23 protein-coding genes are annotated in these 26,655 nt (G+C 65.0%); 5 read left to right on the forward strand and 18 right to left on the reverse strand.

Going from position 1 to position 26,655, the window contains the following annotated elements; all coding sequences use genetic code 11:
- The first annotated feature begins 50 nt into the window (after nt 1–50).
- Genes ureC through ureG form a run of 4 tightly spaced genes read left to right on the forward strand, consistent with a single transcriptional unit; the run spans nt 51 to nt 3,903 of the window.
- Entirely contained in the window at nt 51–1,793 is a 1,743-nt protein-coding gene (gene ureC, locus K226_RS0117770) for an urease subunit alpha (RefSeq protein WP_024816071.1), read from the forward strand.
- Nucleotides 1,794–1,803: 10 nt separating this feature from the next.
- Nucleotides 1,804–2,442 carry an urease accessory protein UreE gene (ureE, locus tag K226_RS0117775; protein WP_024816072.1) on the forward strand — a complete coding sequence of 213 codons (639 nt, stop codon included), beginning with the start codon at nt 1,804–1,806 and terminating at the stop codon, nt 2,440–2,442.
- A 17-nt stretch (nt 2,443–2,459) separates the two neighbouring features.
- Nucleotides 2,460–3,170, forward strand: coding sequence for an urease accessory protein UreF (locus K226_RS0117780; RefSeq protein ID WP_024816073.1), 711 nt, complete (start codon nt 2,460–2,462; stop codon nt 3,168–3,170).
- Between the two features lie 46 nt (nt 3,171–3,216).
- Nucleotides 3,217–3,903: an urease accessory protein UreG gene (gene ureG, locus K226_RS0117785; RefSeq protein WP_024816074.1), complete on the forward strand. Its 687-nt coding sequence runs from the start codon at nt 3,217–3,219 to the stop codon at nt 3,901–3,903.
- A gap of 46 nt (nt 3,904–3,949) precedes the next feature.
- Here ureG and K226_RS0117790 read toward each other — a convergent pair whose 3' ends face one another.
- The 18 genes from K226_RS0117790 to apbC all read right to left on the reverse strand — a co-directional run bounded on the left by K226_RS0117790 (nt 3,950) and on the right by apbC (nt 25,951).
- Nucleotides 3,950–5,035, reverse strand: coding sequence for a M48 family metalloprotease (locus K226_RS0117790; protein WP_024816075.1), 1,086 nt, complete (start codon nt 5,033–5,035; stop codon nt 3,950–3,952).
- A gap of 25 nt (nt 5,036–5,060) precedes the next feature.
- The gene (locus tag K226_RS0117795; protein ID WP_024816076.1) at nt 5,061–5,654 is read right to left on the reverse strand and encodes a LemA family protein; all 594 of its coding nucleotides are present in this window, start codon (nt 5,652–5,654) and stop codon (nt 5,061–5,063) included.
- Between the two features lie 195 nt (nt 5,655–5,849).
- Nucleotides 5,850–6,281: a group II truncated hemoglobin gene (locus K226_RS0117800; protein WP_024816077.1), complete on the reverse strand. Its 432-nt coding sequence runs from the start codon at nt 6,279–6,281 to the stop codon at nt 5,850–5,852.
- A gap of 91 nt (nt 6,282–6,372) precedes the next feature.
- The gene (locus tag K226_RS0117805) at nt 6,373–8,892 is read right to left on the reverse strand and encodes an ABC transporter permease (protein WP_024816078.1); all 2,520 of its coding nucleotides are present in this window, start codon (nt 8,890–8,892) and stop codon (nt 6,373–6,375) included.
- A gap of 116 nt (nt 8,893–9,008) precedes the next feature.
- Nucleotides 9,009–9,896 carry a formate dehydrogenase accessory sulfurtransferase FdhD gene (locus tag K226_RS0117810; protein ID WP_024816079.1) on the reverse strand — a complete coding sequence of 296 codons (888 nt, stop codon included), beginning with the start codon at nt 9,894–9,896 and terminating at the stop codon, nt 9,009–9,011.
- 174 nt (nt 9,897–10,070) lie between these two features.
- Nucleotides 10,071–10,460 carry a hypothetical protein gene (locus K226_RS0117815; protein WP_024816080.1) on the reverse strand — a complete coding sequence of 130 codons (390 nt, stop codon included), beginning with the start codon at nt 10,458–10,460 and terminating at the stop codon, nt 10,071–10,073.
- An 11-nt stretch (nt 10,461–10,471) separates the two neighbouring features.
- A complete protein-coding gene (locus K226_RS0117820; protein ID WP_024816081.1) occupies nt 10,472–11,674 on the reverse strand; it encodes a formate dehydrogenase subunit gamma in 1,203 nt (400 codons plus the stop codon).
- Nucleotides 11,675–11,687: 13 nt separating this feature from the next.
- Nucleotides 11,688–11,918 carry a hypothetical protein gene (locus K226_RS0117825; RefSeq protein WP_024816082.1) on the reverse strand — a complete coding sequence of 77 codons (231 nt, stop codon included), beginning with the start codon at nt 11,916–11,918 and terminating at the stop codon, nt 11,688–11,690.
- On the reverse strand, nt 11,915–12,535 hold the full coding sequence (gene fdh3B, locus K226_RS0117830) for a formate dehydrogenase FDH3 subunit beta (protein ID WP_024816083.1): 621 nt from the start codon (nt 12,533–12,535) through the stop codon (nt 11,915–11,917). Before fdh3B ends, K226_RS0117825 begins: the two co-directional genes overlap by 4 nt.
- Nucleotides 12,536–12,564: 29 nt before the next feature.
- On the reverse strand, nt 12,565–15,537 hold the full coding sequence (locus K226_RS0117835) for a formate dehydrogenase subunit alpha (protein WP_024816084.1): 2,973 nt from the start codon (nt 15,535–15,537) through the stop codon (nt 12,565–12,567).
- 14 nt (nt 15,538–15,551) lie between these two features.
- Complete coding sequence (locus K226_RS0117840; protein WP_024816085.1) at nt 15,552–15,761, reverse strand: hypothetical protein; 210 nt, start codon at nt 15,759–15,761, stop codon at nt 15,552–15,554.
- A gap of 135 nt (nt 15,762–15,896) precedes the next feature.
- Nucleotides 15,897–16,526, reverse strand: a complete 630-nt coding sequence (locus tag K226_RS0117845; protein WP_024816086.1) for a molecular chaperone — start codon at nt 16,524–16,526, stop codon at nt 15,897–15,899.
- Nucleotides 16,523–18,592 (reverse strand): 4Fe-4S binding protein, encoded by a 2,070-nt coding sequence (locus K226_RS0117850; RefSeq protein WP_035242338.1) that lies wholly within the window; start codon nt 18,590–18,592, stop codon nt 16,523–16,525. The genes K226_RS0117845 and K226_RS0117850 overlap by 4 nt, the downstream gene beginning before the upstream one ends.
- Nucleotides 18,552–19,259: a DUF3306 domain-containing protein gene (locus K226_RS0117855; protein WP_035242341.1), complete on the reverse strand. Its 708-nt coding sequence runs from the start codon at nt 19,257–19,259 to the stop codon at nt 18,552–18,554. The genes K226_RS0117850 and K226_RS0117855 overlap by 41 nt, the downstream gene beginning before the upstream one ends.
- Nucleotides 19,252–19,821: a DUF3305 domain-containing protein gene (locus K226_RS0117860; RefSeq protein ID WP_024816089.1), complete on the reverse strand. Its 570-nt coding sequence runs from the start codon at nt 19,819–19,821 to the stop codon at nt 19,252–19,254. Before K226_RS0117860 ends, K226_RS0117855 begins: the two co-directional genes overlap by 8 nt.
- A gap of 62 nt (nt 19,822–19,883) precedes the next feature.
- A complete protein-coding gene (gene fdhF, locus K226_RS0117865) occupies nt 19,884–22,787 on the reverse strand; it encodes a formate dehydrogenase subunit alpha (RefSeq protein WP_024816090.1) in 2,904 nt (967 codons plus the stop codon).
- Nucleotides 22,784–24,742 (reverse strand): NADH-ubiquinone oxidoreductase-F iron-sulfur binding region domain-containing protein, encoded by a 1,959-nt coding sequence (locus tag K226_RS0117870; RefSeq protein WP_024816091.1) that lies wholly within the window; start codon nt 24,740–24,742, stop codon nt 22,784–22,786. Before K226_RS0117870 ends, fdhF begins: the two co-directional genes overlap by 4 nt.
- A gap of 117 nt (nt 24,743–24,859) precedes the next feature.
- Nucleotides 24,860–25,951, reverse strand: coding sequence for an iron-sulfur cluster carrier protein ApbC (gene apbC, locus K226_RS0117875; RefSeq protein ID WP_024816092.1), 1,092 nt, complete (start codon nt 25,949–25,951; stop codon nt 24,860–24,862).
- A 124-nt stretch (nt 25,952–26,075) separates the two neighbouring features.
- Between apbC and K226_RS0117880 the strand changes: the two genes are divergently transcribed.
- Nucleotides 26,076–26,639, forward strand: coding sequence for a restriction endonuclease (locus K226_RS0117880; RefSeq protein ID WP_024816093.1), 564 nt, complete (start codon nt 26,076–26,078; stop codon nt 26,637–26,639).
- The last annotated feature ends 16 nt before the right edge of the window (nt 26,640–26,655 follow it).

Consider the following 26,655-nt stretch of genomic DNA (forward strand, 5'->3'; position numbering starts at 1 on the left):
CGCCAGCAGCTATCAAAAACATAGTCATCAGTTCTCGCGGAGCACACCCCATGGCAACCATTGGACGACGCGCCTACGCCGAAATGTTCGGCCCCACCGTGGGCGACCGCGTGCGCCTGGCCGACACCGAACTCATCCTTGAAGTGGAAGCCGACCACACACTGCGCGCGGGCAGCTATGGCGAAGAGGTGAAGTTTGGCGGCGGCAAGACCATCCGCGACGGCATGGCGCAAAGCCAGCGCACCAATGCCGGGACTGGAACAGGCCCTTCCGGTGGCGGCGCGGTGGACACCGTGCTGACCAATGCCCTGGTCATCGACCACACCGGCATCTTCAAGGCCGACATTGGCCTGCGGGCCGGGCGCATCGCGTCCATCGGCAAAGCGGGCAACCCCGACGTGCAGCCCGGCGTGGACATCATCATCGGCCCCGGCACCGAAGTCATCAGCTGCGAGGGCAACATCGTCACCGCAGGCGGCATCGACAGCCACATCCACTTCATCTGCCCACAGCAGATCGAGGAAGCCCTGGCCAGCGGCGTGACCACCATGCTGGGCGGCGGCACCGGCCCCGCCACGGGCACGCTGGCCACCACCTGCACGTCGGGCCCCTTCAACCTGGAGCGCATGCTGCAGGCGGCCGATGCCTTCCCGATGAACCTGGGCTTTCTGGGCAAGGGCAACGCCAGTCTGCCCGATGCGCTGCACGAGCAGATCAACGCAGGCGCCATTGGCCTCAAGCTCCACGAAGACTGGGGCACCACACCGTCGGCCATCAGCAACTGCCTGGATGTGGCCGAAGCCACCGATACCCAAGTGGCCATCCACAGCGACACGCTCAATGAATCGGGTTTTGTGGAGAACACCATTGCCGCCGTGGGCGGGCGCGGCATCTGCGCCTTCCACACCGAAGGCGCGGGCGGCGGCCACGCGCCCGACATCCTGCGCGTGGTGGGTGAAGACAACTTCTTGCCCAGCTCCACCAACCCCACCATGCCGTACACGCACAACACGCTGGATGAGCATGTGGACATGCTCATGGTGTGCCACCACCTCGATGCCAGCATTGCAGAAGACCTGGCCTTTGCCGAAAGCCGCATCCGCAAGGAAACCATCGCGGCTGAAGACATCCTGCACGACCTGGGCGCCATCAGCATGATGAGCAGCGACAGCCAGGCCATGGGCCGCGTGGGCGAGGTCATCCTGCGCACCTGGCAGACCGCGCACAAGATGAAGCTGCAGCGCGGCAGCCTGCAGGGTGACACCGCCCGCAATGACAACCAGCGCATCAAGCGCTACGTGGCCAAGTACACGATCAACCCCGCCATTGCACACGGCATCAGCCATGAAGTGGGGTCGCTTGAAGTGGGCAAGTGGGCCGACATCGTGATCTGGAAGCCCGCATTCTTCGGCGTGAAGCCCGCGCTCATCCTGAAGGGCGGGCTGATCGCCATGGCTGCGATGGGCGACCCGAATGCCTCCATCCCCACGCCACAGCCCGTGCACTACCGGCCGATGTTTGGCGCCTTTGGCGGCGCCATTGCCAAGACCTCGCTCACCTTCGTCTCGCAAGCTGGCCTGAACGCTGGCATTGGCGAGCGCTTTGATTTGCGCAAAACCTTGAGCGCCGTGCACAACATCCGTGGCATCCGCAAACGCGACATGGTGCACAACAGCTACACGCCCAAAATGGAAGTGGACGCGCAGACCTACACCGTGCGCGCCGATGGACAATTGCTCACCTGCGAGCCCGCCACGGTGTTGCCGATGGCGCAGCGCTACTTCCTTTTCTGACGCTCCATCAATGATCCAGGTCTCCAAACTCATCCCCCATGGCCAAGGCCTTGCACCCGTTTTGCTCAAGCGCGCCACCACGGTCGCACTCGACTGGGACGTTCGCCAGAAAAGCCGCTTTGCCGCCACCGACTCGGCAGGGCGCGAGTTGGGCATCTTTCTGCCGCGCGGCACCCTGGTGCGCGGCGGCGATGTGCTGGTGGCCGAAGACGGCTCGCTGGTCCGCGTGATTGCGGCGCCGCAGCCCGTGCTGGTCATCACCCACTGCGCCAACCATGGCACCGCATTCGACCTGACCCGCGCCGCCTACCACCTGGGCAACCGCCATGTGCCCATCGAACTGCAGTCCGACCACCTCAAGATCGAGCCCGACCATGTGCTGGCCGACATGCTGCGCGCCATGCACCTCATCGTGAAAGCGCAGGACCTTCCCTTTGAACCCGAAGGAGGCGCCTATGCGGCAGGGCATGGCGGTGGGCATGACCATGGGCACAGCCACGACCACGGGCATTCAAACGATGCCGGTCACGACCATGCGCATGAGCACGCGCATGACCACACCCACGCTCCGGCACCTGCCCGCCCCGTGTCTATCCCGGTTGTGGCCCAGGGCCATGTGCATGGCCCCCACTGCAACCACGACCACTGAGCCGTCGCAGCGATTTCATGCGCCTGGACCGCACCGCCTCCCTGCCCGCCGCCAGCTTTTTGCAGCTGATGTGGCTGGCCTCCCCGGCTTTGCCTGTGGGCGGTTTTTCGTATTCCGAGGGGCTGGAGAGCGCCATTGAAAACGCGGGCATCTCCAGTGAATCCGCCGTGGGCGACTGGCTGCTGGACCAGCTCCACATCACCCAGGCACGCGGCGACATGGCCCTGATCGCCAAGGCCACAGGCGCCTGGCGCCGTGCCGACTGGGTGCATGTGCGCGAACTCAACGACTGGGTGCTGCACACCCGCGAAACCAGCGAGCTGCGGCTGCAGGCCGAACAGATGGGGCGGTCGATGGCCGACTGGCTGCGCAACCAGCACCAGGGCAATGAAGAGGTGATGCCCGCCGTGCGCCACCTGGCCGCACTGCCCCCCACCTACCCCGTCGCCTTTGCGCTGGCCGCATCCGCCACGCAGGCCAGCGTGCGCGAGGTGCTGCTGGCCTACGCCTTCGGCTGGGCCGAGAACATGGTGCAGGCCGCCCTCAAATCCATGCAGCTGGGCCAAAGCGCAGGCCAGCGCATCCTGGCGCGCCTGGCCGATGCCATCCCCGCCGCTGCAGACCACGCCATCGGTCTGATGGACAGTGAGCGCCAGGCTTTCTCGCCCATGCTGGCCATCCTTTCGGCCCAGCACGAAGTCCAATATTCAAGGCTTTTTCGGTCGTAGCCCTTATAGATAATGCGCAAGCAGCTATATTTTTAATAGTAGAACCATGTCCACACTGCACCACATCCCCAACCGCACCAAAAACCTGCCACCGCTGCGCGTTGGCATTGGCGGCCCCGTGGGCTCGGGCAAGACCACGCTGCTGGAGATGCTGTGCAAGACCATGCGCGATGACTACGACCTCATCGCCATCACCAACGACATCTACACCAAAGAAGACCAGCGCCTGCTCACGGTGAGCGGCGCCCTGCCCGCCGAGCGCATCCTGGGCGTGGAAACCGGCGGCTGCCCCCACACCGCCATCCGCGAAGACTGCTCCATCAATCTGGAGGCCATCGACCGCATGCTCGGCGAGTTTCCCAACGCCGACATCGTGTTTGTGGAAAGCGGCGGCGACAACCTGGCCGCCACCTTCAGCCCCGAGCTCTCGGACCTCACCATTTACGTCATCGACGTGGCCGCGGGCGAAAAAATCCCCCGCAAGGGCGGCCCCGGCATCACCAAGAGCGACCTGTTCATCATCAACAAGACCGACCTGGCCCCGCACGTAGGCGCAAACTTGGAGGTGATGCGCGCCGACACTGTGCGCATGCGCACCAACGCACAGGGCCTCAAGCCCTTTGTGATGACCAACCTCAAAACGCAGGCGGGCGTGGCCGAAGTGGTGAAGTTCATCGAGACCCGGGGCATGCTGCAAAAACCTGCGCCCGCTGCGGGCCCGGCGCCGCGATAGTCATCCTGCGCAAGGTGCTCTGGTGGGGCGCCCTGGCAAGCGAGATTTACAGACGGGCGAACGGATCGACCAGTGACGCCAGCGTCACGGCGCCCGGCGCCACGGTGCCCGCGCGTCGGGCGGCCTCGGGCGGCTCGTCAACGGGGGTGAGCGCAAGCGGCTGCATGCTGCGGCCATAGATGCGCTGCACACGCTCTGCCAGCGTGGGGTGCGAGTCGAGCCAGCGCTCCATGGCGCCAGCGCCCGGCAGGTCCACCAGCAGCATGTGCTGCACGGCAGGGTGTGCCAGGCCCTGGTGGGTGGCGCGTTCGTAGCCTGCGGGGGTGTCGCGGCGCTGCGCCATCACCTTGCGCAGTACTCCGCCCAGGCCGTCGCGGCTGCGCGTCCATTGCACGGCGCGGGCATCGGCCAGGTATTCGCGCTGCCGCGACACAGCGGCCTTGAGCATGCGGCCCGCCAGCCAGCCGGCAAAACCCGCCAACATGATGGCCGAGCCAAACAGCCATGCCAGACCACGGCGTTCGCGCACTTCGTCGCCAAAGTTGTAGACCAGCTCCAGCCCAAACACCATGCCCGCCAGCCGCATCTTCAGGCGCGTGTCGCCCTCGTGCAGATGGCTCAGTTCGTGGGCCACCATGCCCTGTAACTCTTCGCGCTTGAGGTGATCCAGCGCGCCCTGGGTGACCGCCACCACGGCATCGCTCGCGTCCCACCCGGCGGCGAAGGCGTTGATGGCATCGGTGCGCGGCACCACCATGACCTGCGGCTGCGGCATGTGGGCGGCGATGCTCAGCTCTTGAACGATGTTGCACAGGCGTTGCTCGGCATGCGACACGGACGGCCGGGCCTCGCGCGCGCCAATGCGCTGGGCCAGCTTGACGCCACCCGCACGCAGGTTGGAGGTTTCGACCCACCAACCGCCCAGCACCAGCATCAGCGACACCCCCACGTTCACGGCCAGAAAACCGGCCGGAAACGGCAAATGCACCGGCAGCACCGCCACCATCAGCAGCCAGGCCACCACCAGCGCCCCATGCACGGCCGCCACCAGCACGGCCACGGCCAGTGCAAAGGCGAGCAGCAGCCGCCGCGTTTCGCTGCGGGCGCTGTGCTGGTGGTCCCAAAATTTCATGGGGATGACTTATGCGGGAAGCTGGTCAGAACTGCACCTTGGGCGCGGCCCGCTCTTCGTCGCTGCGCGTGGATTCGAGCATGGGGGCCGTGGGAAACCCCAGCAATCGGGCCACCACGATGGCCGGAAACTGCGCGGCCTGGTCGTTGAAGTCGAGCACCTGATCGTTGTAGGCCTGGCGGGCAAAACCCAGGCGGTTTTCGGTGCTGGTGAGCTCCTCGCTGAGCGACTGCATGGTCGCGTCTGCCTTGAGCTCGGGGTAGCTTTCGGCCACCATCATCAGGCGCCCCAGGCTGCCACCCAGGGCCTGCTCGGCCACCGCCAGCGCACCGATGGCGCTGGCACTGGTGGGCGCCGCCCGCGCTGCGGCCGCCGCACCTTGCGCCTGGCCGCGCGCCTTGATCACCGCCTCCAGCGTGGCCGCTTCGTGGGCCAGGTAGCCGCGCGCCACTTCCACCAGGTTGGGCACCAGGTCGTAGCGGCGCTTGAGCTGCACATCAATCTGGCCAAAGGCGTTGGCAATGCGGTTGCGCAGTTGCACCAAACGGTTGTAAACGGCGATGGCCCAAATCACCACCACGGCGACCAACGCCAGAAAAATCCATGCAGTTGCCGACATATCCCACCTCCCATTTGATTGAATGGGAACATCTTAACGGCCGAAGATGGCTTGTCCGACCGGGATCTGAGCGCCGACGTTCACTGTGCGCAAGCGCCACAGCACCATATTCGCAAAATATGCATGAGATACGGCTAAAACCTTTTGTAGGAAAGCGCTAACAGCTATTAATTTAATAGCGTTTGTTCAACGACCTCAAACGCCCTTGTTGCGCATCCAGTCGGCGGTGCCCATGAAGCTTTCGCGCAGGCGCGCGCGCAGCGCGTCGGGAACGCCCGTCTCTCCCATGGCCTGGTCCATGCAGGCGACCCACTGGTCGCGCTCTTTGATGCCGATAGCAAAAGGCATGTGGCGCGCGCGCAGGCGAGGGTGACCAAACTGGTCGGTGTAGTACGACGGCCCGCCCAGCCAGCCGCACAGAAACATGAAGAGCTTTTGCCGGGCATCGGCCAGCTCATTGCCGTGGGCGGCACGCAGCTCGGCGTAGCCGGGCTCCAGGTCCATCAGGTCGTAAAAGCGCTCGGTGAGCGCATGCACCCGGCTTTCACCGCCGATCCACGCAAAGGGCGTCTCGGCGGCTGCGGGGTCGGAGCGGTCTGCGTGCGCATCAGGGACGGAAGAATTCATATAAAAACAGGCTCTAGCCCAATGGTATCAAGCGCTAGCAGCTATCAAATCAATATCAAAAATTGTCGAGGCAACGGTCGCACGCCATCACCTACTCTGCGGCACGGCGCAGCGTTTCCACCACGGGGCGGTTCAGCACATCGCGCAGCCCCCACCAGCCCGCCGCCAGCGCCAGCACCGCGCCCGCCAGGGCCCCCGCCAGCGGCACCCAGAGTGCGGCGGTCCAGGCGAAATCGAACACATACCGCGCCAAGGCCCAGCCCACGCCCACGGCCACGCAGCTGGCCAGAAAGCCCGCGAGCAACCCCACGCCCACCAGTTCGGCGCGCTGCACTTGGCGCAACAGGCTGGCACGGGCCCCCATGGCACGCATGATGGCGAACTCGCGCGCGCGCTCTTCGCGCGTGGCGGTGACGGCCGCGAACAACACCACGAGCCCGGCGGCCAGCGTGAAGGCAAACAAAAATTCGACCGCCTGGATCACCTGCTCCAGCACGCGCTGCACCTGGGCAATGGTGGCGCCCATGTCCACGTTGGTGATGTTGGGAAACTGGCGCACCAGCGCGTTGTCAAAACCCGCCTTGTCGGGCGCCCGATAAGCGGCCAGGTAGGTCACGGGCACATCCTTGAGGCTGGCCACGGGATACATCACGAAGAAATTGGCGCGCATGGAACCCCAGTCCACCTTGCGCAGGCTGGTGATGCGGGCCTCGTTCTGCACACCGCCCATGTCGAACTGCAGGCGGTCGCCCAGCTGCAGGCCCAGGGTTTGCGCAATGCCTTCTTCCACGCTGATGGCCCCTTCTTCGCCCGGCGTCCATTGGCCGGCAACCACCTGGTTGTGGCCGGGCGCTTCGACCGCGTTGGAGAGATTGAACTCGCGATCCACCAGGCGCTTGGCGCGGTCTTCGGCATAGCTGTCCGGCCCCACGGGTTGGCCGTTCACGGCTAGCAGGCGGCCGCGAATCATCGGGTACCAGTCGTAGCGGGCCACGCCAGCGTCTTGAAGCACCTGCTGAAAGGCCTCGGCCTGGTCGGGCATGACGTTGATGACAAAGCGGTTGGGCGCATCCGGCGGGGTGGCCTGGCGCCAGCTGGAAATCAGGTCGGTGCGCAGCAGCACCAGCAGCACCAGCGCCAGCAGCCCCACGGCCAGGCTGCTGACCTGCACCACGGCATAGGCCGGGCGGGCCGATATCTGCCGCGTGGCCAGCACCAGCCAGCGCGGTGCGGTGGACTCGTTGACGCTCTTGCGCAGCAGTTTCACCGCGCCCCAGCTCAGCAGCGCAAACAGCGCCACGGCTGCAGCAAAGCCACCCACGGCAATCAGCCCCAGCGCCAGGTCGCTGCTCACGGCCAGCAGCAGTGCTGCAAAACCGGCCACGCCCACCGCTAGCACCACCAGCGACACGGGTTTGAGCCCACCCATGTCGCGACGGATCACGCGCAGCGGCGGCACCTGGGCCAGTTGCAGCACCGGCGGCAGCCCAAAGGCCAGCAGCAGCGTAAGGCCCATGCCCAGGCCAAATGCCACGGGCCACAGGCTAGGCGCGGGCAGTGCCGACTCCACCAGCCCCGCCAGCAGCAGCACAAACACGTTGTGCACCAGGTAGCCAAGCGCCACACCCATCGCACTAGCAAACAAACCGATCAGCGCGAACTCGGTGGTGTAGGCGCCCGCGATGGCGCGCTGGCTCTGGCCCAGCACACGCAGCATGGCCGAGGCATCCAGGTGGTCGGCCGCAAAGCCGCGCGCTGCCAGCGCCACGGCCACGGCCGACAGCAATGCCGCCAGCAGGGCCACCAGATTGAGGAATTTCTGGGCGCGGTCCAGCGTCTGGCGCATCTCGGGGCGGCCGCTTTCAAGCGACTCGACCCGCACGCCGTGCACTTCGGGCTTTGTCGCCTCGATGGCAGCCCATTCGCTGAAAGCCTTGACGGCTGCAGGCGAACCGGCCACGGCAAAGCGGTAGGTCAGGCGGCTGGCGGGTTGCACCAGGCCGGTGGCGGGCACATCGGCCTGGTTGAGCATGGCGCGCGGCGCAAAGCTCATGAAACCGGCGCCCCGGTCGGGCTCCACCACGATGATGCGTGCAATGCGCAACTGGGCATCGCCCAGCAGCAACATGTCGCCCATCGACAGCCCCAGCGCTTCCAGCAAGGGGGCGTCCACCCATACCTCGCCCGGCGCAGGAATATCCCGCGTGGGCTGCGGCATGGCATCGGGCGAATCGGCCACCTGCAGGCTGCCGCGCAAGGGATAGCCCGGCTCCACGCTCTTGAGGGCCACGAGCTTGGTGGCACCGCCTTGCACATCGCTGGCCCGGCCCATGGTGGGAAAGCCCATGGTCGTCACGGTCTGCAGGCCGAGCGCCCGCGCACGCTCGGCAAAGGCGGGGGGCGTGGGGTTGTCACTGGCCACCACGGCATCACCGCCCAGCAATTGCAGGGCGTCACGCTGAAGCCCTCCCTGCAACCGGTCTGCAAAAAAACCCACCGACGTCAGCGCCGCTACCGCCAGGGTGACAGCCACCATGAGCAGGCGCAACTCACCCGCACGCAGGTCACGGGCCAGGGTGCGCAACCCCAGGCGAAAAAAGGACAGATTCATGGAAGCGAACCTTAGCGCAATTGCGCCCCCGAAGCGGGTTTAGGGGCTTGCCCAAGCCATCGTAGGTGGGCCGCGCCGCCAGGTCCATGCAGCATGGTTGTTATGCGAGACGCCCGTTAGCCTACAGCGACAGGTGCGACAGGCGGAACCACCGCCAGTTCGGGCTGCAGCAGCAAGCGGTCGGCGCCGCTGTAACAAACGAAGCGACGGTTGGTTGCACGGCCAATGGCGCACAGGCCAAGTTGCTGCGCCACGGCGTGGCCCATCTGCGTCATGCCGCTGCGCGACACCACGATGGGAACGCCCATCTGGGCCGATTTGATGACCATCTCGCTGGTCAACCGCCCCGTGGTGTAGAAGACTTTGTCGCTTCCGGCCATTTCACCGGCCTGCATCCACATCCAGCCGGCAATGGTGTCGATGGCGTTGTGTCGGCCCACGTCTTCTACAAAGATGAGCAACTCTTCACCGCAAAACAGCGCACAGCCATGCACTGAGCCGGCAGACTTGTAAGTGCTTTCCTTGATGCGGATGGCATTGACGATGCCATAAAGCTGCGCCTGGGTGAGCTGTGCCGCGGGCAGATCGATGCGATCCACCTCGTCCATCAGTCCGCCAAAAACGCTGCCCTGGCCGCAGCCCGTGGTCACCACCTTGCTGGCAGTGCGTTCTTCGATGCGCGCAATGCCGTGGCGCGTCTTGACCGCTGCCGCATGGACTTCCCAATCGACGGTGATGGATTCGATGTCCTGCACCGATTGCACCAGCCGCTGGTTGCGCAGATAGCCCAGCACCAGCAATTCGGGCTGCGCACCCAGGGTCATCAGGGTGACAAGCTCGCGTTTGTCCACGTAGATGGTGAGCGGCCGCTCTGCGGGAATCTGCACCTGCTCCCGCTCGCCCCATTCATTGACAACCTCCACACTGTGGGTGAGAGGCGCCTGGGCTTGCGTAAGACGCGGCAGCGTTGGCACAACAGAAGCAGAGTGCGAGGAACGTTTCATGGTGCCAATATACGCGGCAGCCGCTCATGCGGCATGGCGCGGGGACTGTCGATGACGGGCTGCACTGGTGCTGCGACGATCTGCGCACTGTCCGCAGGGCGTCGGTCCGGTCCTGCTACAAAAAAAGCCACGCCCACAAAGTGGACACGGCTTTCATCCAGGCAATGGCTGCCTTCAGGACTTGGGTGCAGACGCGGCTGCCGCAGCGGGCACCAGGGTGCTGGGTGGACTGCTGGCCGTGCCTGGTGGCGAATGCGCGCCCGCTGCCTCAGCGGGCTTGGCCGCTGGGGGCGTGTAGGCAAAGGGGCCGGGATCGGTGCAACCCGAACCCACCGCAGCGGCTGGCTTGGCCGATGGTGCCGTGTTGCGGTAGTGGGCGGCCACGCGATCTTGCGACAGACACAGCTTGTAGTTGCCCACCTTGCCAGCCCAGGCGGCCTTGGCAGCTGCTTCGGCAGCCTTGGCAGCTGCCTCTGGCGAAGGTGCAGGCAGCTTGGCAGATGCCAACGTGCAAACACTGGCTGCGCACAGCGCCAGCAACGAGGAACGGGAAAAATGCGTCATGGTGCGAAACCTCATACCTGCGCGGGACGACCCGCAGATGGTGTTGCGGCAGCATCGGCCGCCGGGTGGCTGGCGCTGCGTTGCCGTGGAATCTTGCCCGCCTGGACATCGTCATACCAAAGTTCATGGTGCTCACGGGCCCAGCCTTCGCTGACGTAGCCGGTTTTCATGGCCTTGTAGGCACCACGCATGCCGACGGTTCCCATGTAGATGTGACCGCAGATCAAGGCCATCATCCAGATCGCCAGCACAGCATGGATCATGTGGGCGACCTGCATGTCGCCACGCACATCGCCAAAGCCGGGAATCAGCTTGTCCAGCACCAGGCCCGTGGCCACCACGACGATGCCGGGAATGGTGATGCCCCACCAGAACAATCCCTTTTCGCCCGCGTTGAAGCGGTGCGACGGCACCTGATGATCGCCACTGCCGAGCAGGCCGCCGCCTTTGCTCAGCCAGACAAAATCGGCGCGGTTGGCAATGTTGTCCTTCACAAAAGTGACAATGATGACCAGCAGCGAGACGGCAAACAAGGGGCCCATGAAGTTGTGCACGTTCTTGAGCGCGTAGGCCAGCCAGCCAAACAGCGTGCTGCCCATGACAGGCAGCAAAAAGAACTTGCCAAACGCCATCACGATGCCCGAAATAGCCAGGGCAATGAATGCACCGGCGTTCGCCCAGTGCGCGGCGCGCTCAAACGGTGTGAAACGCTCGATCTTGCGGCCCGATTCAGGGTGCTCATGCCCCAGAGAACCCTTGGTGAAATAGAAAATCGCCAAGGCAAGCAGCACAATGCCCAGCAAGGCCGCGCCATAAGGAATGATCCACTGGTTGCGCACCTGGCGCCAACCCTCGCCAGCGTTGGTGAAACGCGCGCCTGGGTACTGCACCATCGGCTGAATCAGGTTGCCAGCCTCGGGCGCCTGGCTCAAGGGCAGGCTGCTGTAGCCGGTAACGCCCTGCCCCACCTGGCGCCACATCGGCGCGTTGTTGCCCGGCTGCACCTTACCGCGCTCGCCGTTGGTCTGCTCAGCGTATTGGGGGTCGGCGCTGGCGTCGGGCTTCACCTGAAAGATGTTCTGGCTCTGAATCCCTGCCACTGCAGGCGCAGCGGAAGGTGCGGGAGCCACGTCAGGGGCCGCAGGCGTCTGAGCGTTCACGGTGCCCAACGCCGATGCCATTCCCAACAACAAGGCACACACGATGTGTTTCATAACGGGCCTCGCTTTATTGGGTGCGGGTGTATTCGTTCTGGCCGTATTGCTGGCGCGCCTTCAGATGCTGCTCCCAGCCCGCCTTGTCGCCTGCTTTCCAGCCCGGCTGGGTGAAATTGCTACCCGTGCCCGCGAAGGGTGCAGCGTCTTGCTTGACGCCACCACCGGTCTGCGGTTTTTCGGTGCAGGCGCTCAGGCCGGCAAGGGCCAATACCGCCGTCAGGGTGATGGAAATACGTTTCATGGCTTGGCTCCTGCAGGTGGCTGGGCACCCTGTTGTGTGCCATAGGCGGTGCCCCAGCCCCACACTTCGGCCCCTTTGCCGCGCTGAACGACACGGTTGCGGAAAATGTCGGCAACCACATCACCATCACCCGCCAGCAGGGCCTTGGTCGAGCACATCTCGGCGCAGGCTGGCAACTTGCCTTCAGCCAACCGGTTGCGCCCGTACTTTTCAAACTCTGCCTGGCTGCCATTGGCCTCGGGGCCACCGGCGCAGAAGGTGCACTTGTCCATCTTGCCGCGCACGCCGAACGTGCCTTGCGACGGAAACTGGGGTGCGCCAAACGGGCAAGCGTAGCTGCAATAGCCGCAGCCGATGCAGACATCCTTGTCATGCAGCACCACGCCTTCGTCCGTGCGGTAAAAGCAGTTCACGGGGCAGACTGCCATGCAGGGCGCGTCGCTGCAGTGCATGCAGGCCACCGAGATCGATTTTTCGCCGGGAACACCGTCGTTGAGGGTGACCACGCGGCGGCGGTTCACGCCCCACGGCACCTCGTGCTCGTTCTTGCAGGCGGTAACGCAGCCGTTGCATTCGATGCAGCGCTCTGCATCGCAGATGAATTTCATTCGTGCCATTGTTCTGTCTCCTGGTCAGCGCGGTGCGCTCAAGCCCGTTCCACGTTGCAGATCGTGGTCTTGGTTTCCTGCATCATGGTCACGCTGTCGTATCCATAGGTAGTGGCGGTGTTCACAGCCTCGCCCCGCACGATGGGGGCGGCCCCCTTCGGGTAGTGCGCCAGCATGTCGGCACCCTGCCAGCGGCCAGAGAAGTGGAAAGGCATCCAGACCGTGTCCGGTGCGACCCGTTCGGTGACCAGCGCCTGCACATTCAGGCGGGCGCCCGTGGGAGAGCTCAGCCACACGCGCTCGCCGTTGCGAATGCCCCGGTCGGCAGCCGTCTTGGGGTTGATTTCCACAAACGCCTCTTGCTGCAACTCGGCCAGCCAGGGGTTGGAGCGGGTTTCTTCGCCGCCACCTTCGTATTCGACCAGACGGCCGGAACTCATGATGAGCGGGAATTTTTCGTAGACCTTGTCGGCCACATTCTTGTCCTGCAGGCTCTTGTAGAGCGTGGGCAGGCGCCAGAAAGCCTTCTTGTCGTCGTGCGTGGGGTACTTGGCCACCAGATCGGGACGCGTGCCATAGATGGGCTCGCGGTGCTGGGGAATCGCATCGGGGAAGTTCCACACCACGGCCCGCGCCTTGGCGTTGCCAAAGGGATGGCAACCATGGTTCTTCATGACCACGCGGATGATGCCGCCCGAGGAATCGGTCTTCCAGTTCTTGCCTTCGGCCGCCGTCTTCTCGGCGTCGGTCAGCTCGTCCCACCAACCCAGCTTCTTGACCAGCACATGGTCAAACTCGGGGTAGCCGGTGGTGATGTCTGCGCCCAGTGAGTGCGATCCATCTTCGGCCAGCAGATTCATGCCATCCTTTTCCACGCCAAAGTTGGCGCGGAAATTACCACCACCGTCCATGACGTGGCGCGAGGTATCGTACAGATTGGCAGAGCCCGGGTGCTTGAGGTCGGGCGTGCCATAGCAAGGCCAGGGCAGTCCGAAATAATCTCCGGTGAAGTCGTACCCGGTTTCCTTGTCCTTGCCGCCCTTGGCCTTGAGGGTTTTCACGTCGAACAAGTGCATGTTCTTCATGTGGGCCTTCAGGCGCTCGGGGCTCTGGCCGGTGTAACCGATGGTCCAGACACTGCGGTTGATTTCACGCAGGATGTCCTCTGGCACAGGCTCGTCCATGCCCTTGACCTTCTGCATCTTGTAGTTCTTGGACAACTCGTTGGCAAAGCCGAGTTTCTCTGCGAACTGGTGCATGATCATGTGATCGCTGCGGCTCTCCCACAACGGCTCGATCACCTTTTCGCGCCACTGCAGCGAGCGGTTGGATGCCGTGCACGAACCGCTGGTTTCAAACTGCGTGGCAGCTGGCAGCAGGTACACCGCGCGGTCCGGGTTCAGATCTTCGGGGTTGCCGGGCATGGCCGCCATGGCTGCGGTAGCCGACGGATAGGGGTCGACCACCACCAGCAGATCGAGCTTGTCCATGGCCCGCTTCATTTCGAGGCCACGCGTCTGTGAGTTGGGAGCATGTCCCCAGTAGAAGACGCCGCGCAGGTTGGAGTCCTGGTCGATCAGCTCATTCTTCTCCAGCACGCCATCGATCCAGCGCGACACGGTGATGCCGTTCTTGCTCATCATCGCGGGCGAAGCGTAGCGGCCCTTGATCCACTCGAAATCCACGCCCCAGGCTTTGGCAAAGTGCTTCCAGGAGCCCTCGGCCAAGCCGTAGTAGCCGGGCAGCGAATCGGGATTGGGACCCACGTCGGTGGCACCCTGCACGTTGTCGTGGCCACGGAAAATATTGGTACCGCCGCCGGTCTTGCCCACATTACCCAAAGCCAGCTGCAGGATGCACGAGGCGCGCACCATCGCATTGCCGATGGAATGCTGCGTCTGGCCCATGCACCAGACAATGGTGCCGGGGCTGTTGTCGTGCAGCATCTTGGCGACCTTGAACATCTGGTCTTCCTTGACGCCGCAAGCCTCTTCGACCTTGTCGGGGGTCCACTTGGCCAGCACTTCCTCACGCACCTTGTCCATGCCATAGACACGATTGTTGATGTATTTTTTGTCTTCCCAGCCGTTTTTGAAGATGTGGTGCAGCAGACCAAACAGGAAAGGAATGTCGGTGCCGGAACGAATGCGCACGTATTCGTCCGCCTTGGCGGCGGTGCGGGTGAAGCGCGGGTCCACCACGATCATCTTGCAGCCGGTTTCCTTGGCATGCAGCATGTGCAACATGCTCACCGGGTGGGCCTCGGCCGCGTTGGAGCCAATGTACAGGGCGACCTTGCTGTTTTGCATGTCGTTGTACGAGTTGGTCATGGCGCCGTAGCCCCAGGTGTTGGCAACGCCGGCCACCGTGGTGGAGTGACAGATGCGGGCCTGGTGGTCGCAGTTGTTGGTGCCCCAGAAGCTCACAAACTTGCGCAGCAGGTAAGCCTGCTCGTTGTTGTGCTTGGAAGACCCGATGAAGTAGACGCTGTCGGGACCGCTGGCCTTGCGCAACTCCTGCATCTTGTTGGTGATTTCTGTCAGGGCCGTATCCCAGCTGATGCGCTCGTATTTGCCATTCACCAGCTTCATCGGGTACCGCAGACGGTATTCGCCGTGGCCGTGCTCACGCAGGGCCGCACCCTTGGCGCAGTGAGCACCCAGGTTGATGGGGGAATCGAACACGGGCTCCTGGCGTACCCACACGCCGTTTTCCACCACGGCATCCACCGCGCAGCCCACCGAACAGTGGGTGCAAATGGTGCGACGCACTTCCAGCTTGCTGTCGCCGATGGCGACCTTGGCGCCTTCGGCAGCGTTGGACTTTTTGACCAGAGTGAGCTGCGTTGCAGCAATACCCACCCCCACGCCCAGACCAGAACGGCGCAGGAAAGAACGGCGGTCCATGGTGGGCAGCGCCTGCGACAAGCCCCGGCGCAGGCTGTGCACAAACGGCGAAACGGGTGCGGAGGTGCCCTGGTGGGCGTGCGAAGACTTCTTGGTTAGCAACATGGCGTGCCCCGCTGTCAGAGTTGGGTGGTTTTGTAGTACTGCTTGACGTGGTCCGACACGTAGTAGCCACCGCCTTTTTCAGGGGCCACACGAGCGACCTCGGCCACTACGGCATCGGCCGGGGCCATGCGGGGCAACGTGGCCACAGCTGCTGCAGCGGCGCCCACCGTGGCGGCGCCTGCAAAGAACTTACGACGGGAAGAAGAAGGCTGGCGATCCGGCATGCATGTCTCCAGTGGCTGGCAGTTATGAACGTATTTGCATACAGTCTATGTCAGTGTGTAAATCCCTGCAATTGGTTGAAACGCCTGCGACCGATGGAGCCGCGAGGCAAACAACACCTGGAGGGATACCCACCATCAGTCGAGCATATCGAAGCCCTGCGCTTCCACCGCCACAAAAGCCCGCGTGAATTGGGCCAGCGCGGCATAAAAGTGGGCTGCGGGCTGCCCCTGCAGGGCATCGCACAACTGCAAAATCCAAGGCTGCAGATGTGTCGCAAAAAAGTTGCGTTGCGCCGTCAGGTTGCAGACAGCCACGTCGTCACCCGCAATAAGGTAACGCATCACTTCGCACAGATAGGCCACATGGTCTTCGGTTTCCGGCATCGCTTCGCCACGCGCCAGGCCCAGCGCCGCAAGGTCGCTGCGCAATCGCACCAGCGGCTTTTCGTTCAAAAATCCGCTCAGGTAATGCGAGCCATACAGAAACACTTCTGGCTTGCCCACGCCACCGAACAGGCGGTCAAATTCTGCGGCAATGGCCTCGTCGTCCTGGGCCCGCGCAGCCCCCACCAGTTGCTGCCAGGGTTCCTGCAAAAAACCGCCTGCCGCGGGGGCTTCGGTGACCGCCACGCGCAGTGCCGCCAGGGTGTCAGGGGTAGGCTTGGCGTAGTACAGCTGCGCCAGCAGCCCATACAGCTCGGCGCGCGCGGTTTCTTCGTCCAGCGCCGAACTGCCGGCCAGATTCAGGGAGAGGGAATCGCTCACAGGTCGGTCACTTTCGTTTCGCTTTGGGAGGAATACAGGTCGATGACGCGGCAATCGCTGCACATCTTGAGCCGTTCCAGTGCCTCGCCCTGGAACATGGCGTGGCCCGACAACTTGCCCAGCATGGCCTCAATGGCCTTCACGGTGCCGAAGGGTTTGCTGCAACGCACACAGGCCCAGGGCTTGGCTTCGTTGAGCACGCGCAACTGGCTGCGCTCGGGCGTGAGCAGCAGCCGCGGCTGCAGCGCAATGGCGTCTTCGGGACAGGTGGTGGCGCACAGGCCGCACTGCACGCAGTTTTGCTCGATAAAACGCAACTGTGGCAGCTGCGGGTTATCTTGCAGTGCACTGGCCGGGCAAGCGCTCACGCAGCTCAGGCACAGCGTGCAGCGGTCTTTGTTGACCGTGATGGTGCCCAGCGGTGCGCCCGCCGCAGGCAGCGCAATGGCTTCGGGCCGCTGGGCCGCGGGCATTGGGGCTTGGGCAATCAGGTGGTCGAGTGCCAGCTCCAGCGTGCTGCGCTTTTCTTGCGCCACGGCAAAACGCGCAGCCGCCGCCGGCACCGTCTGGCGGGTGTGCGACAGGGCCTGCAGACCCGCATCCAGATCGGTGGGATTGCGCGCGCGCAACAGTTTCAGGTGCGTGCCTGCATAGCCCAGACCATTGAGGATGGCCTGGGCCACCGCCATCTGCGCCTCCAGGCCGTCCAGGTATTGGGGTGCCTCCTCGCTGGTGACCAGCACCACGATCTGCGAGGCGCCAAAGGCCACGGCACTGAGCCACAGGTCGACCCCCGTGCTGGCCGTGTGCCACAACGCCACCGGCAGCACATGCGCCGGAACCCCGTGGGCAATCTTGAGCTGCGCCGCCCGGCCCAGCTCTTCCACCAAAGCCTGGCCACACTCCTGGCTGTGCAGCAGCAACACGGCATCCTTGCCACCGGCCGCCGTGTAAGTGGACAACAGGGTCTTGAGCTTCAGGCCCTGATCGGTGGCACCGGGGTAGGCATAGGTCAGCGCGCCCGTGGGGCACACGGTGGTGCAGGCGCCGCAACCCACGCACAGGTTGGGGTTCACCTTGATCTGTTGACGGCTCTTGTCGCTGGTGATGGCTTCGGCCGAGCAGATGTCCACGCAGGCATTGCAACCCACGGTTTCGTTGCGGCTGTGCGCACAGAGCTTTTGCTTGTAGGCAAAGAACTTGGGCTTTTCGAACTCGCCCACCAGCTCGCGCAGGCGCAGCAGCGTGCCCATTTCACGCCCGTCCCAGCGGAAATAGCCTTGGGGCAGCGCGTGCTGCAAAAAGGTGGGGGTGGCGTCTGCCGGGCGCAGATCGAGCACCAGATCGAAGCGCTCCTGGTGCGCCGCGGCCTCGCGGGTGAAATCGATGGCTCCCGCCACCTGGCACACCTTGACGCAGGCGCGGTGCGACTGGCAGGCGGACAGGTCGATCTGGTAGTCGAGCCCGATGGCGTTTTCGGGGCAGGCGGCCACGCAAGCGTTGCAGCGTGTGCACAGATCCAGGTCAATCGGGTTGTCGGCCGCCCACTGCAGCTCAAAGGCTCCCAGCCAGCCCGCGAGGCCCGTGATGCGCCCGCCCAGCACCGGAAAACGCCGTGCCTGCGCCCCGCCCGCGTTGCCGGGGCCCTGGGTGAACAGCGTGACATCCAGCACATCGGCCACCAGAGCGGCCGCCTGCTCTGCTGCATCCAGCGCGCCGATGATGAGCAGCCGCCCAGCGCTCTTGAACGTGACGGTAGGCACCGGGGCGGGTTCAGGCAGATGGGCGGCGGCCAGCAACGCCGCTATCTTGGGGCTGGCCTTGCCGGCGTCGCGGCTCCAGCCACCCGTTTCGCGGATGTTCACGAAACGGATAGGAGAAAGCGCGCCTTCGGTCTGCTGCCCCAGGTCGGCAAACAGCCGCTGTTCCTGCGTGCAGGCCACCACAACGGTTTCACCGCTCTGGATCGCACGCTGGAATGCGCCGGCATCACGCCGGCACAGGGTGGAATGAAGGGTCAGGTTTTCATGCAGTGCCTCGCCCAGCGCTTTCGCGTTGAGGGGCATCGTCTGGTTGCAGTCGCAGATCAGCGTGGTCATGTGGGTTGTGGCTGGCAGGCAGGGCCGGTTCGCCGGGGTGCGAACGCATGGCCGTCACCGGCGTGCTGGGTAATTCAGTGCAGTCCCCCGACTGTGCCACGCCTTCGCTGACACTTGCGTCAGCATCATCCCCAGTCTGACCGTCTCCAGGGGCCATTACCGGCCCCTGGGCCACAGGTGCGGACTCTTGCGTTTTTTTCTCGTCGTCAAAAAAGCCCAGAAACTGGGCGCTGGCCATCTGGCGCAGCATGGATGCGGGCAAGGGGTCGGGAATGGAATAGTCCCCGATATAGATGTCGAGCCCATCCATCACGTTGTAATGCGGGTCGGCAAACAACTTCTTCATGGCCGCGTTGCGCACTTCGGGTGCCACACCACGGGCCACGAAGGGCTTGAAATCGGAATCAGAGGTGAGCGCCTGGGCGTCGGCCAGCGTGGGGGGCGGCGGCTCGGCCGCTGCCGGTGCAGAGGTTGCGGGCACCGGAGCGGCCTGCGCGTTCACTGCCTGCGGGCCGCTGCCCGGTGCCGCAGCCGGTTCCAGCAGCACAGGGGCGGGCGCGGGTTCCTGCAGCGGTTTGCCCTCGCGCACGTCCCGCTTGCGCTGCGACCAGCGGCCCAGGAAGCCGTCAGCCATGGTTTCCTCCTGCACCACCGCCACCGCCACCACCCCGCATTTTTTCGGTAGACACCGACGCGGGGTTGCCAAAACGGTCCTGCAGCGACCTAAAACTGTCGGGCCGCTTGCGGCGCTTGGGCTCGGGCTGGTAATGGGCGTCTACAAAGGCGCGCAGGCCTTCCAGCACTTCGGGGGCGGCTGGCACCTGTTCCACGGACTCCTGCGCATCGAGCCAGCGGCCGGCGTCGTGGTAGCTCAGGCTCACCGCCACGGGGCGCGCCAGCGGTGTGTTGGTGCCGGTGTCCTCATCCATGCGCCACATCACAAACCAGCAGGGCGCGGGCGACGCCAGGTTCAGGTGATAGCCCTCGGCATCGTCGCGAAACAACTCTACGGCAAAACCGGGGAACAGCCACAGCTCTTCACGCTCATCCTGCCGCAGCCGCCGGGGCTCGGTGCCAAATGCAGGCTCATGGGGCACCACATCGGCCAGTGACCAGCGCCAGGGCTGCCAGCGGTTGTCAATGCGTTCGCGGCGCATCAGAACGGCGACTTCAGAAGTAGGACGGGGGGTGGACATGGCCTGACTTTACCCCGGCGCAATGCCCCATGGGCCACCCGCGGGCAAAGCCCTCGTCTGCGTCATTGCGCTGATGGTGGCAGCACGGTGATGGCCACGGCGCAATATTTGAACTCGGGGATCTTGCCAAACGGATCGAGCGCCGCGTTGGTCAGCAGATTGGCCGCAGCCTCCACATACGCGAAGGGCATGAAGACCGTGCCGCGCGGCGTGCCGTCGTCGCGCCGCAGCCGCACCTTCACCATGCCGCGCCGGGAGCGGATGCCCACCAACGCGCCCGGCGCCACGCCCAGCCGTGCCAGTTCGTCGCCGTGCACGGAGGCCGTGGCCATGGGCTCGATCGCGTCCAGCACCGTGCTGCGCCGCGTCATGCTGCCGGTGTGCCAGTGCTCCAGCTGGCGGCCGGTGATGAGCACCAGCGGAAACTCGGCATCGGGCTTCTCTGCCGCCGGCGTCCCACTGGCAGGCACCAGCGTGAGGCGGCCCGTGGGCGTAGGAAATTTCTCGGTAAAGACGATGGGCTGGCCCGGGTCGTCTTCGGTGAGGCAGGGGTAAGTCACGCTCGAATCGCGCTCCAGCCGGTTCCAGGTGATGCCCTCGATGCTCGCGTGCATGGCCTGGCGCATTTCGTCGTACACGGCGGCTACGCCAGATTCCTCGCCTTCGTAGTTCCAGTCCAGGCCCATCCGTCGAGCAAGTTGCTGGATGATCCACAGATCAGGCTGAGCATCACCGGGCGGGTTCAACGCGCGGCGGCCCATCTGCACCATGCGGTCGGTGTTGCTGGCCGTGCCGGTCTTCTCGGGCCAGGCACTGGCGGGCAGCACCACGTCGGCCAACCAGGCGGTCTCGGTCAAAAAAATGTCCTGCACCACCAGATGCGACAGGCTGGCCAGCGCGTGGCGCGCGTGGTTCAGGTCGGGGTCGCTCATGGCGGGGTTCTCGCCCATGATGTACATGCCGCGCACCTTGTGCGGGTCGCTGTCAGGCGCCAAGGCCTTGTGCATGATCTCGACCACGGTGTAGCCCGGCGCTTCATCGAGCTTGGTGCCCCAGAAGTCCTCGAACCAGGCGTGCGCCCCGGCGTTGTCCACGCGCTGGTAGTTGGGGAACATCATGGGGATCAGGCCCGCGTCGCTCGCGCCCTGCACGTTGTTCTGGCCGCGCAGCGGGTGCAGGCCCGAGCCGGGCTTGCCGATCTGGCCGGTGACGGCGCACAGCGCAATCAGGCAGCGCGCGTTGTCGGTGCCGTGGATGTGCTGGCTCACGCCCATGCCCCAGAGGATCATTGAGGCCTTGGCCTGCGCAAACGCACGCGCCACCTCGCGCAGTGTCTCGGCCGGGATGCCGCACACCGGCGCCATGGCCTCGGGGCTGCAGCCCATCACGTTGGCCTTGAGCGCCTCGAAATTGTTGGTGCGATCGCGGATAAATGCCTCATCCACCAGGCCTTCGTCGATCACCGCGTGGATCAGCGCGTTGAGCAGGGCCACGTCGGTGTCGGCCTTGAACGGCAGCGTGCGCCAAGCATGGCGGCCTATGTCCGTGATGCGCGGGTCGGCCAGCACAATTTTGGCTCCGCGCTTCGCAGCGTTCTTCATCCAGGTCGCAGCCACCGGGTGGTTGGCCGTGGGGTTGGAGCCGATAACGAAGATCAGCCCCGCATGCTCCACGTCGTTGACCGGGTTGCTCACTGCGCCCGAGCCCACACCTTCGAGCAGCGCGGCCACGCTGGAGGCGTGGCACAGCCGCGTGCAGTGGTCCACGTTGTTGTTGCCAAAGCCGGTGCGCACGAGTTTCTGGAACAAGTAGGCCTCTTCGTTGCTGCCCTTGGCCGAGCCAAAGCCCGCCAGCGCCTTGGGGCCGCGCGTGTCGCGCAGTGACTTCAGCGTGCCGGCGGCCAGATCGAGCGCCTCGTCCCAGCTGGCCTCGCGGAACACCGCCCGCCAGTCGGCACCGTAGGGCTGCACCTCTTTCGGCACGCCGGGCTTGCGGATCAGCGGCACCGTGAGGCGGTCGGGGTGGTGGGCGTAGTCGAAACCGAAGCGCCCTTTCACACACAGGCGGCCATGGTTGGCGGGGCCGTCGCGGCCTTCGACGCTGATGATCTTTTCATCGCGCACGTTGTAGGTGATGAGGCAGCCCACGCCGCAGAACGGGCAGACCGAATCGACCTTGCGGTCCACCTTTTGGGAGCCAATGTGCGTCTTGGGGCTGAGCGCGCCCGTGGGGCAGGCCTGCACGCATTCGCCGCAGGCCACGCAGATGCTCTCTGCCATGGGGTCGTCGAGGTCGAAGACGATCTTGCTGTCGGCACCACGCAGCGCGTAGCCGATCACGTCGTTGACCTGCTCTTCACGGCAGGCGCGCACGCAGCGGTTGCACTGGATGCAGGCGTCCAGGTTCACCGCCATGGCGGGGTGGCTCAGATCGGGCGCGGGCTGCTGGCGGCGCAGGGCTTTCAGCGCGGGCCGCACTGCCACGCCCAGGCGGGTGGCCCATTCGCTCAGCTCACCGTGTTGACCTGTCGATTCTGGAGTTTTAGAGTCAAATTGGCCTCTAGCGCCTTCTGGATAAGCGCTACCAGCTATTAATTCAGGAGTATTTTTCTGTTCGTCGTTCCACCGGTAACCCATATCGGGCATGTCCGACAGCAGCATCTCCACCACCATTTGCTGGCTCTTGCGGGCGCGCGGGCTGGCCGCCTGCACCTTCATGCCCGGCGTCGGGGCACGGCAGCAGCTGGGTGCCAGCGTGCGCTCGCCCGCGATCTCGACCACGCAGGCGCGGCAGTTGCCATCGGGGCGCAGGCCGTCGCTGTAGCAAAGGTGGGGAATTTCCACACCGTGGCGCTGCGCGGCTTTCAGGATGGTTTCGCCGGGGCGGGCGGTGACGGGCTGGCCATCCAGCTCAAAAGCCACGCCGGGCTCGACGGGTGTGGCGCAAGAGGTCAACACGGCGCTCATGGCTTCGCCCCTCCAGGCAGTTGCTCGGCCAGCGGGCTGTTGCGCGGCTTGGGCAGGTCGCCCGGCCAGGGCCCGGCACCCACTTCGTGCGCAAAGTATTTGTGGATGCAGCGGATGGGGTTGGGCGCGGCCTGCCCCAACCCGCAAATGGATGCATCGGCCATCACCTGCGCCAGGTCGTCCAGCAGTTCTTCGTCCCACTGCGGCACCTGCATCAGTTGCGCCGCCTTGGCCGTGCCCGCACGGCAGGGCGTGCATTGGCCGCAGCTTTCGTGTTCAAAAAACCGCATCACGTTCAGCGCCGCATCGCGCGCCCGATCGTGCTGGCTGAGCACGATGACGGCGGCCGAGCCGATGAAGCAACCATAGGGCTGCAGGGTGTCAAAGTCGAGCGGGATGTTGGCCAGGCTGGCAGGCAGGATGCCGCCCGAGGCACCGCCCGGCAGGTAGGCGTAGAGCTGGTGGCCGTCCGCCATGCCGCCGCAGAATTCGTCGATGAGTTCCTGCACGGTGATGCCCGCAGGCGCCAGCTTGACGCCAGGGTGCTTCACGCGCCCGCTCACGCTGAAACTGCGCAGCCCTTTGCGGCCGTGGCGGCCAAAGCTGGCAAACCAATCCGGGCCGCGCTCGACGATGTCGCGCACCCAGTACAAGGTCTCGAAGTTGTGCTCCAGCGTGGGGCGGCCAAACAGGCCTACCTGTGCAATGTAGGGCGGGCGCATGCGGGGCTCACCACGTTTGCCTTCGATGCTTTCGATCATGGCCGACTCCTCGCCGCAGATGTAGGCGCCCGCGCCCCGGCGCAGCTCGATGTGCGGCAGGGGGCATGGTGGCTCGGCGCGCAGGTGATCCAGCGCCGTCTGCAGCAGTGCGCGGCAGCCGTGGTATTCGTCGCGCAGGTAGATGTAGACGGACTCGGTGCCCACCACCTGGGCCGCGATGAGCACGCCTTCCAGAAAACGGTGTGGGTCGCGCTCCAGATAGGTGCGGTCCTTGAAGGTTCCAGGCTCGCCTTCGTCAATGTTCACGGCCATCACGGCCGTGCCGCCAAACGCCCCCGTGTCGCTTGGGGCGGCCTGGGGCTCGGCAAGAGCGGCTTGCTCCCGAACAATGCGCCACTTGCGCCCTGCCGGAAACCCCGCACCGCCCAGGCCGCGCAGGCCCGAGTTCTCCATGGCGGTCAGCACGGCCTCAGCATCCATCTCGCCATTGACCAACGCTGCGGCCGTCTGATAACCGCCGTGGGCGCGGTAGGTGGCGAGGTCGGTGTGGGCGGGGCTGACCCCGTCCGGCTGCACCGGCACACTTTGCCCGGCCAGCGTCGCAACATCAAAATTGATAGCTACTAGCGCTTTTGGATGAAGCGCCAGAGCCCGATTTGGCTTTAAATTGACGGCGTCCAGCACGGCATCGACCGTGGCGTGCGGCACCGGGCACTGGTGCACCACAGCCACCGGCGCCTGCTCGCAGCGGCCCACGCAGGGCACAGCCTGTACCTGCACATCGCCCAGCCCTCCACCCAGGTTCATCGCACGCAGGCGCTCGGGCAACGCAGCCAACAGTTCGCGTGCACCGGCCAGGCTGCAGCTGAGGCTGTCGCACACGCGCAGCACCAGGCGCGGGGCCACAGCGTCGTCGCCACGCACGATGTCGAAGTGGTGATAGAAGCTGGCCACCTCGTATACCTCGGCCATGGGCAGATTCATCTGCCGGGCCAGCGCCACCAGGCGCCGGTCGTGCAGCACGCCAAAGTGGTCATTCAGGCGGTGCAAATACTCAATGAGCAGGTCGCGCCGCAAGCCTGTGGCCGGGCGCGGGCCCAGCAACTGCGCCACCTCGGCCATGGCGGCGTCTTCGGGCTGGCGGCCCTTGAGGTGGCTTTTGCGGCGGATGCGCTCGCGCATGTCATCAACGGACACGGCGGCCACGGTGGGGGCTTCGGGGGTGGATTTCATGGGGCCATCAAGCGAAAAGCGTCAACCGCAGGCAGTGTGGCGGCCGCTTGCAGCCGCGTCAATGCCGCGCCCCCACCGCACGGAGCCGCCACGGCCACCGCCCGATCCGCCCGGCGCTCAGGTGTTCTTGCTGATCGAGATGGTGGGGAACTTGCTCGAAAAGTCTTTCGCCTGCCGGGCGATCTTCACCGCCACCTCGCGCGCCACCTTCTTGTAGATCTGCGCCACCTCGCCATCCGGGTCGGCCACCACGGTGGGTTTGCCGCTGTCGGCCTGCAGGCGGATGCTCATGTCCAGCGGCAGCGCGCCCAGGTAGTCCATGCCGTAGTCGGCCGCCATTTTTTTGCCGCCATCGGCGCCAAAGATGTGCTCCACCTGTCCGCAGTTGCTGCACACATGCACCGCCATGTTTTCGACAATGCCCAGGATGGGCACGCCCACCTTTTCAAACATCTTGATGCCTTTTTTGGCGTCGAGCAGCGCGATGTCCTGGGGCGTGGTCACGATCACGGCGCCGGTCATGGGCACACGCTGGCTCAGCGTGAGCTGGATATCGCCCGTGCCGGGCGGCATGTCGATGATGAGGTAATCGAGGTCTTTCCAGTTGGTCTGGCGCAGCAGTTGCTCCAGCGCCTGCGTGGCCATGGGGCCGCGCCAGATCATCGCTTCGTCCTGGTCCACCAGGAAACCGATGGACATGACCTGCACGCCGTAGTTCTCGAGCGGCTCCATGGTCTTGCCGTCATCGCTTTCGGGGCGGCGGTTGATGCCCATCATCATGGGCTGGCTGGGGCCATAGATGTCGGCGTCCAGCACACCCACGCTGGCGCCTTCGGCCGCCAGGGCCAGCGCCAGGTTGGCTGCGGTGGTGCTTTTGCCAACACCGCCCTTGCCCGATGCCACGGCAATGATGTTCTTGACCTGCGGAAGCAGTTGCACGCCGCGCTGCACGGCGTGGGCCACTACCTTGGTGCTGATGTTGACCGAGACGTTCTCCACGCCCGCCACTCCCTTGGCGGCGGCCACCAGGCTGCGGCGCAGCTCGGGCAGCAGGCTCTTGGCCGGGTAACCCAGCTCGACATCAAAGGCTACATCGCCGCCATGAATCTGCACATTGCGCAAGGCGCGGGTGCTGACGAAATCCTGGCCCGTGTGGGGGTCCTGCACGCTGGTGAGCGCGGCCAAAAGGCCTTGTTCGGTGACTGCCATTCAAATAACTCCTGTGGGGCGGGTAGTCTATCCAAGCGACTCAACCCCATGCGTTGCAGGACAATGCCTGCGCCCGCCAGCCGCCCACCACCCCGACAACAAAAGGACTTCCGTGAAATTCAAGATGCCGCCCAACTCCCTGTTTGCCGTGCTGCTGCGCTCGCCCTGGTGGATCAGCTTTGCGCTGGTGGGCCTGATCGCGCTGGTGGCCTTTGCCCTGCTGCCCGCGCAATATGCGGTGGTGGGGGCGCTGGGCGGCCTGCCGATCTTTGTGGTGGGCTGCATGGCGGCGTGGCGGCAGCTGCACGCGCCCAGCCCGGCGCGTGTGGCGCAAGCCCTGCAGGCGGCGCAGACCATGCCCTGGCGCGGCTTTGCCGACACCCTGGACGCCGCGTGGCGCCAGGGCGGTTTTGAGGTGCAGCAACTCGACGGCGGTGCCGCCGATTTCTGCCTGACCAAGAGCGGCAGCACCACGCTGGCCAGCGCGCGCCGCTGGAAAGCCGCCACCCATGGCGTGGAGCCGCTGCGCGAGCTGCGCGCCGCCATGGAGCAACGCGGCGCCACTGCGGGGCTGTATGTGCTGGCCCAGGGCAGCCTCAGTGACAACGCCCGGCTGTATGCGCGCGACAACAGCATCACCATCGTGCAGGACAACGCACTGGCCGCCCTGCTGCTGGCCAAGTCCTGACGCGGCGACAGCACCC

The organism is Acidovorax sp. JHL-3, from assembly GCF_000526295.1.
Lineage (GTDB): Bacteria > Pseudomonadota > Gammaproteobacteria > Burkholderiales > Burkholderiaceae_C > Acidovorax > Acidovorax defluvii.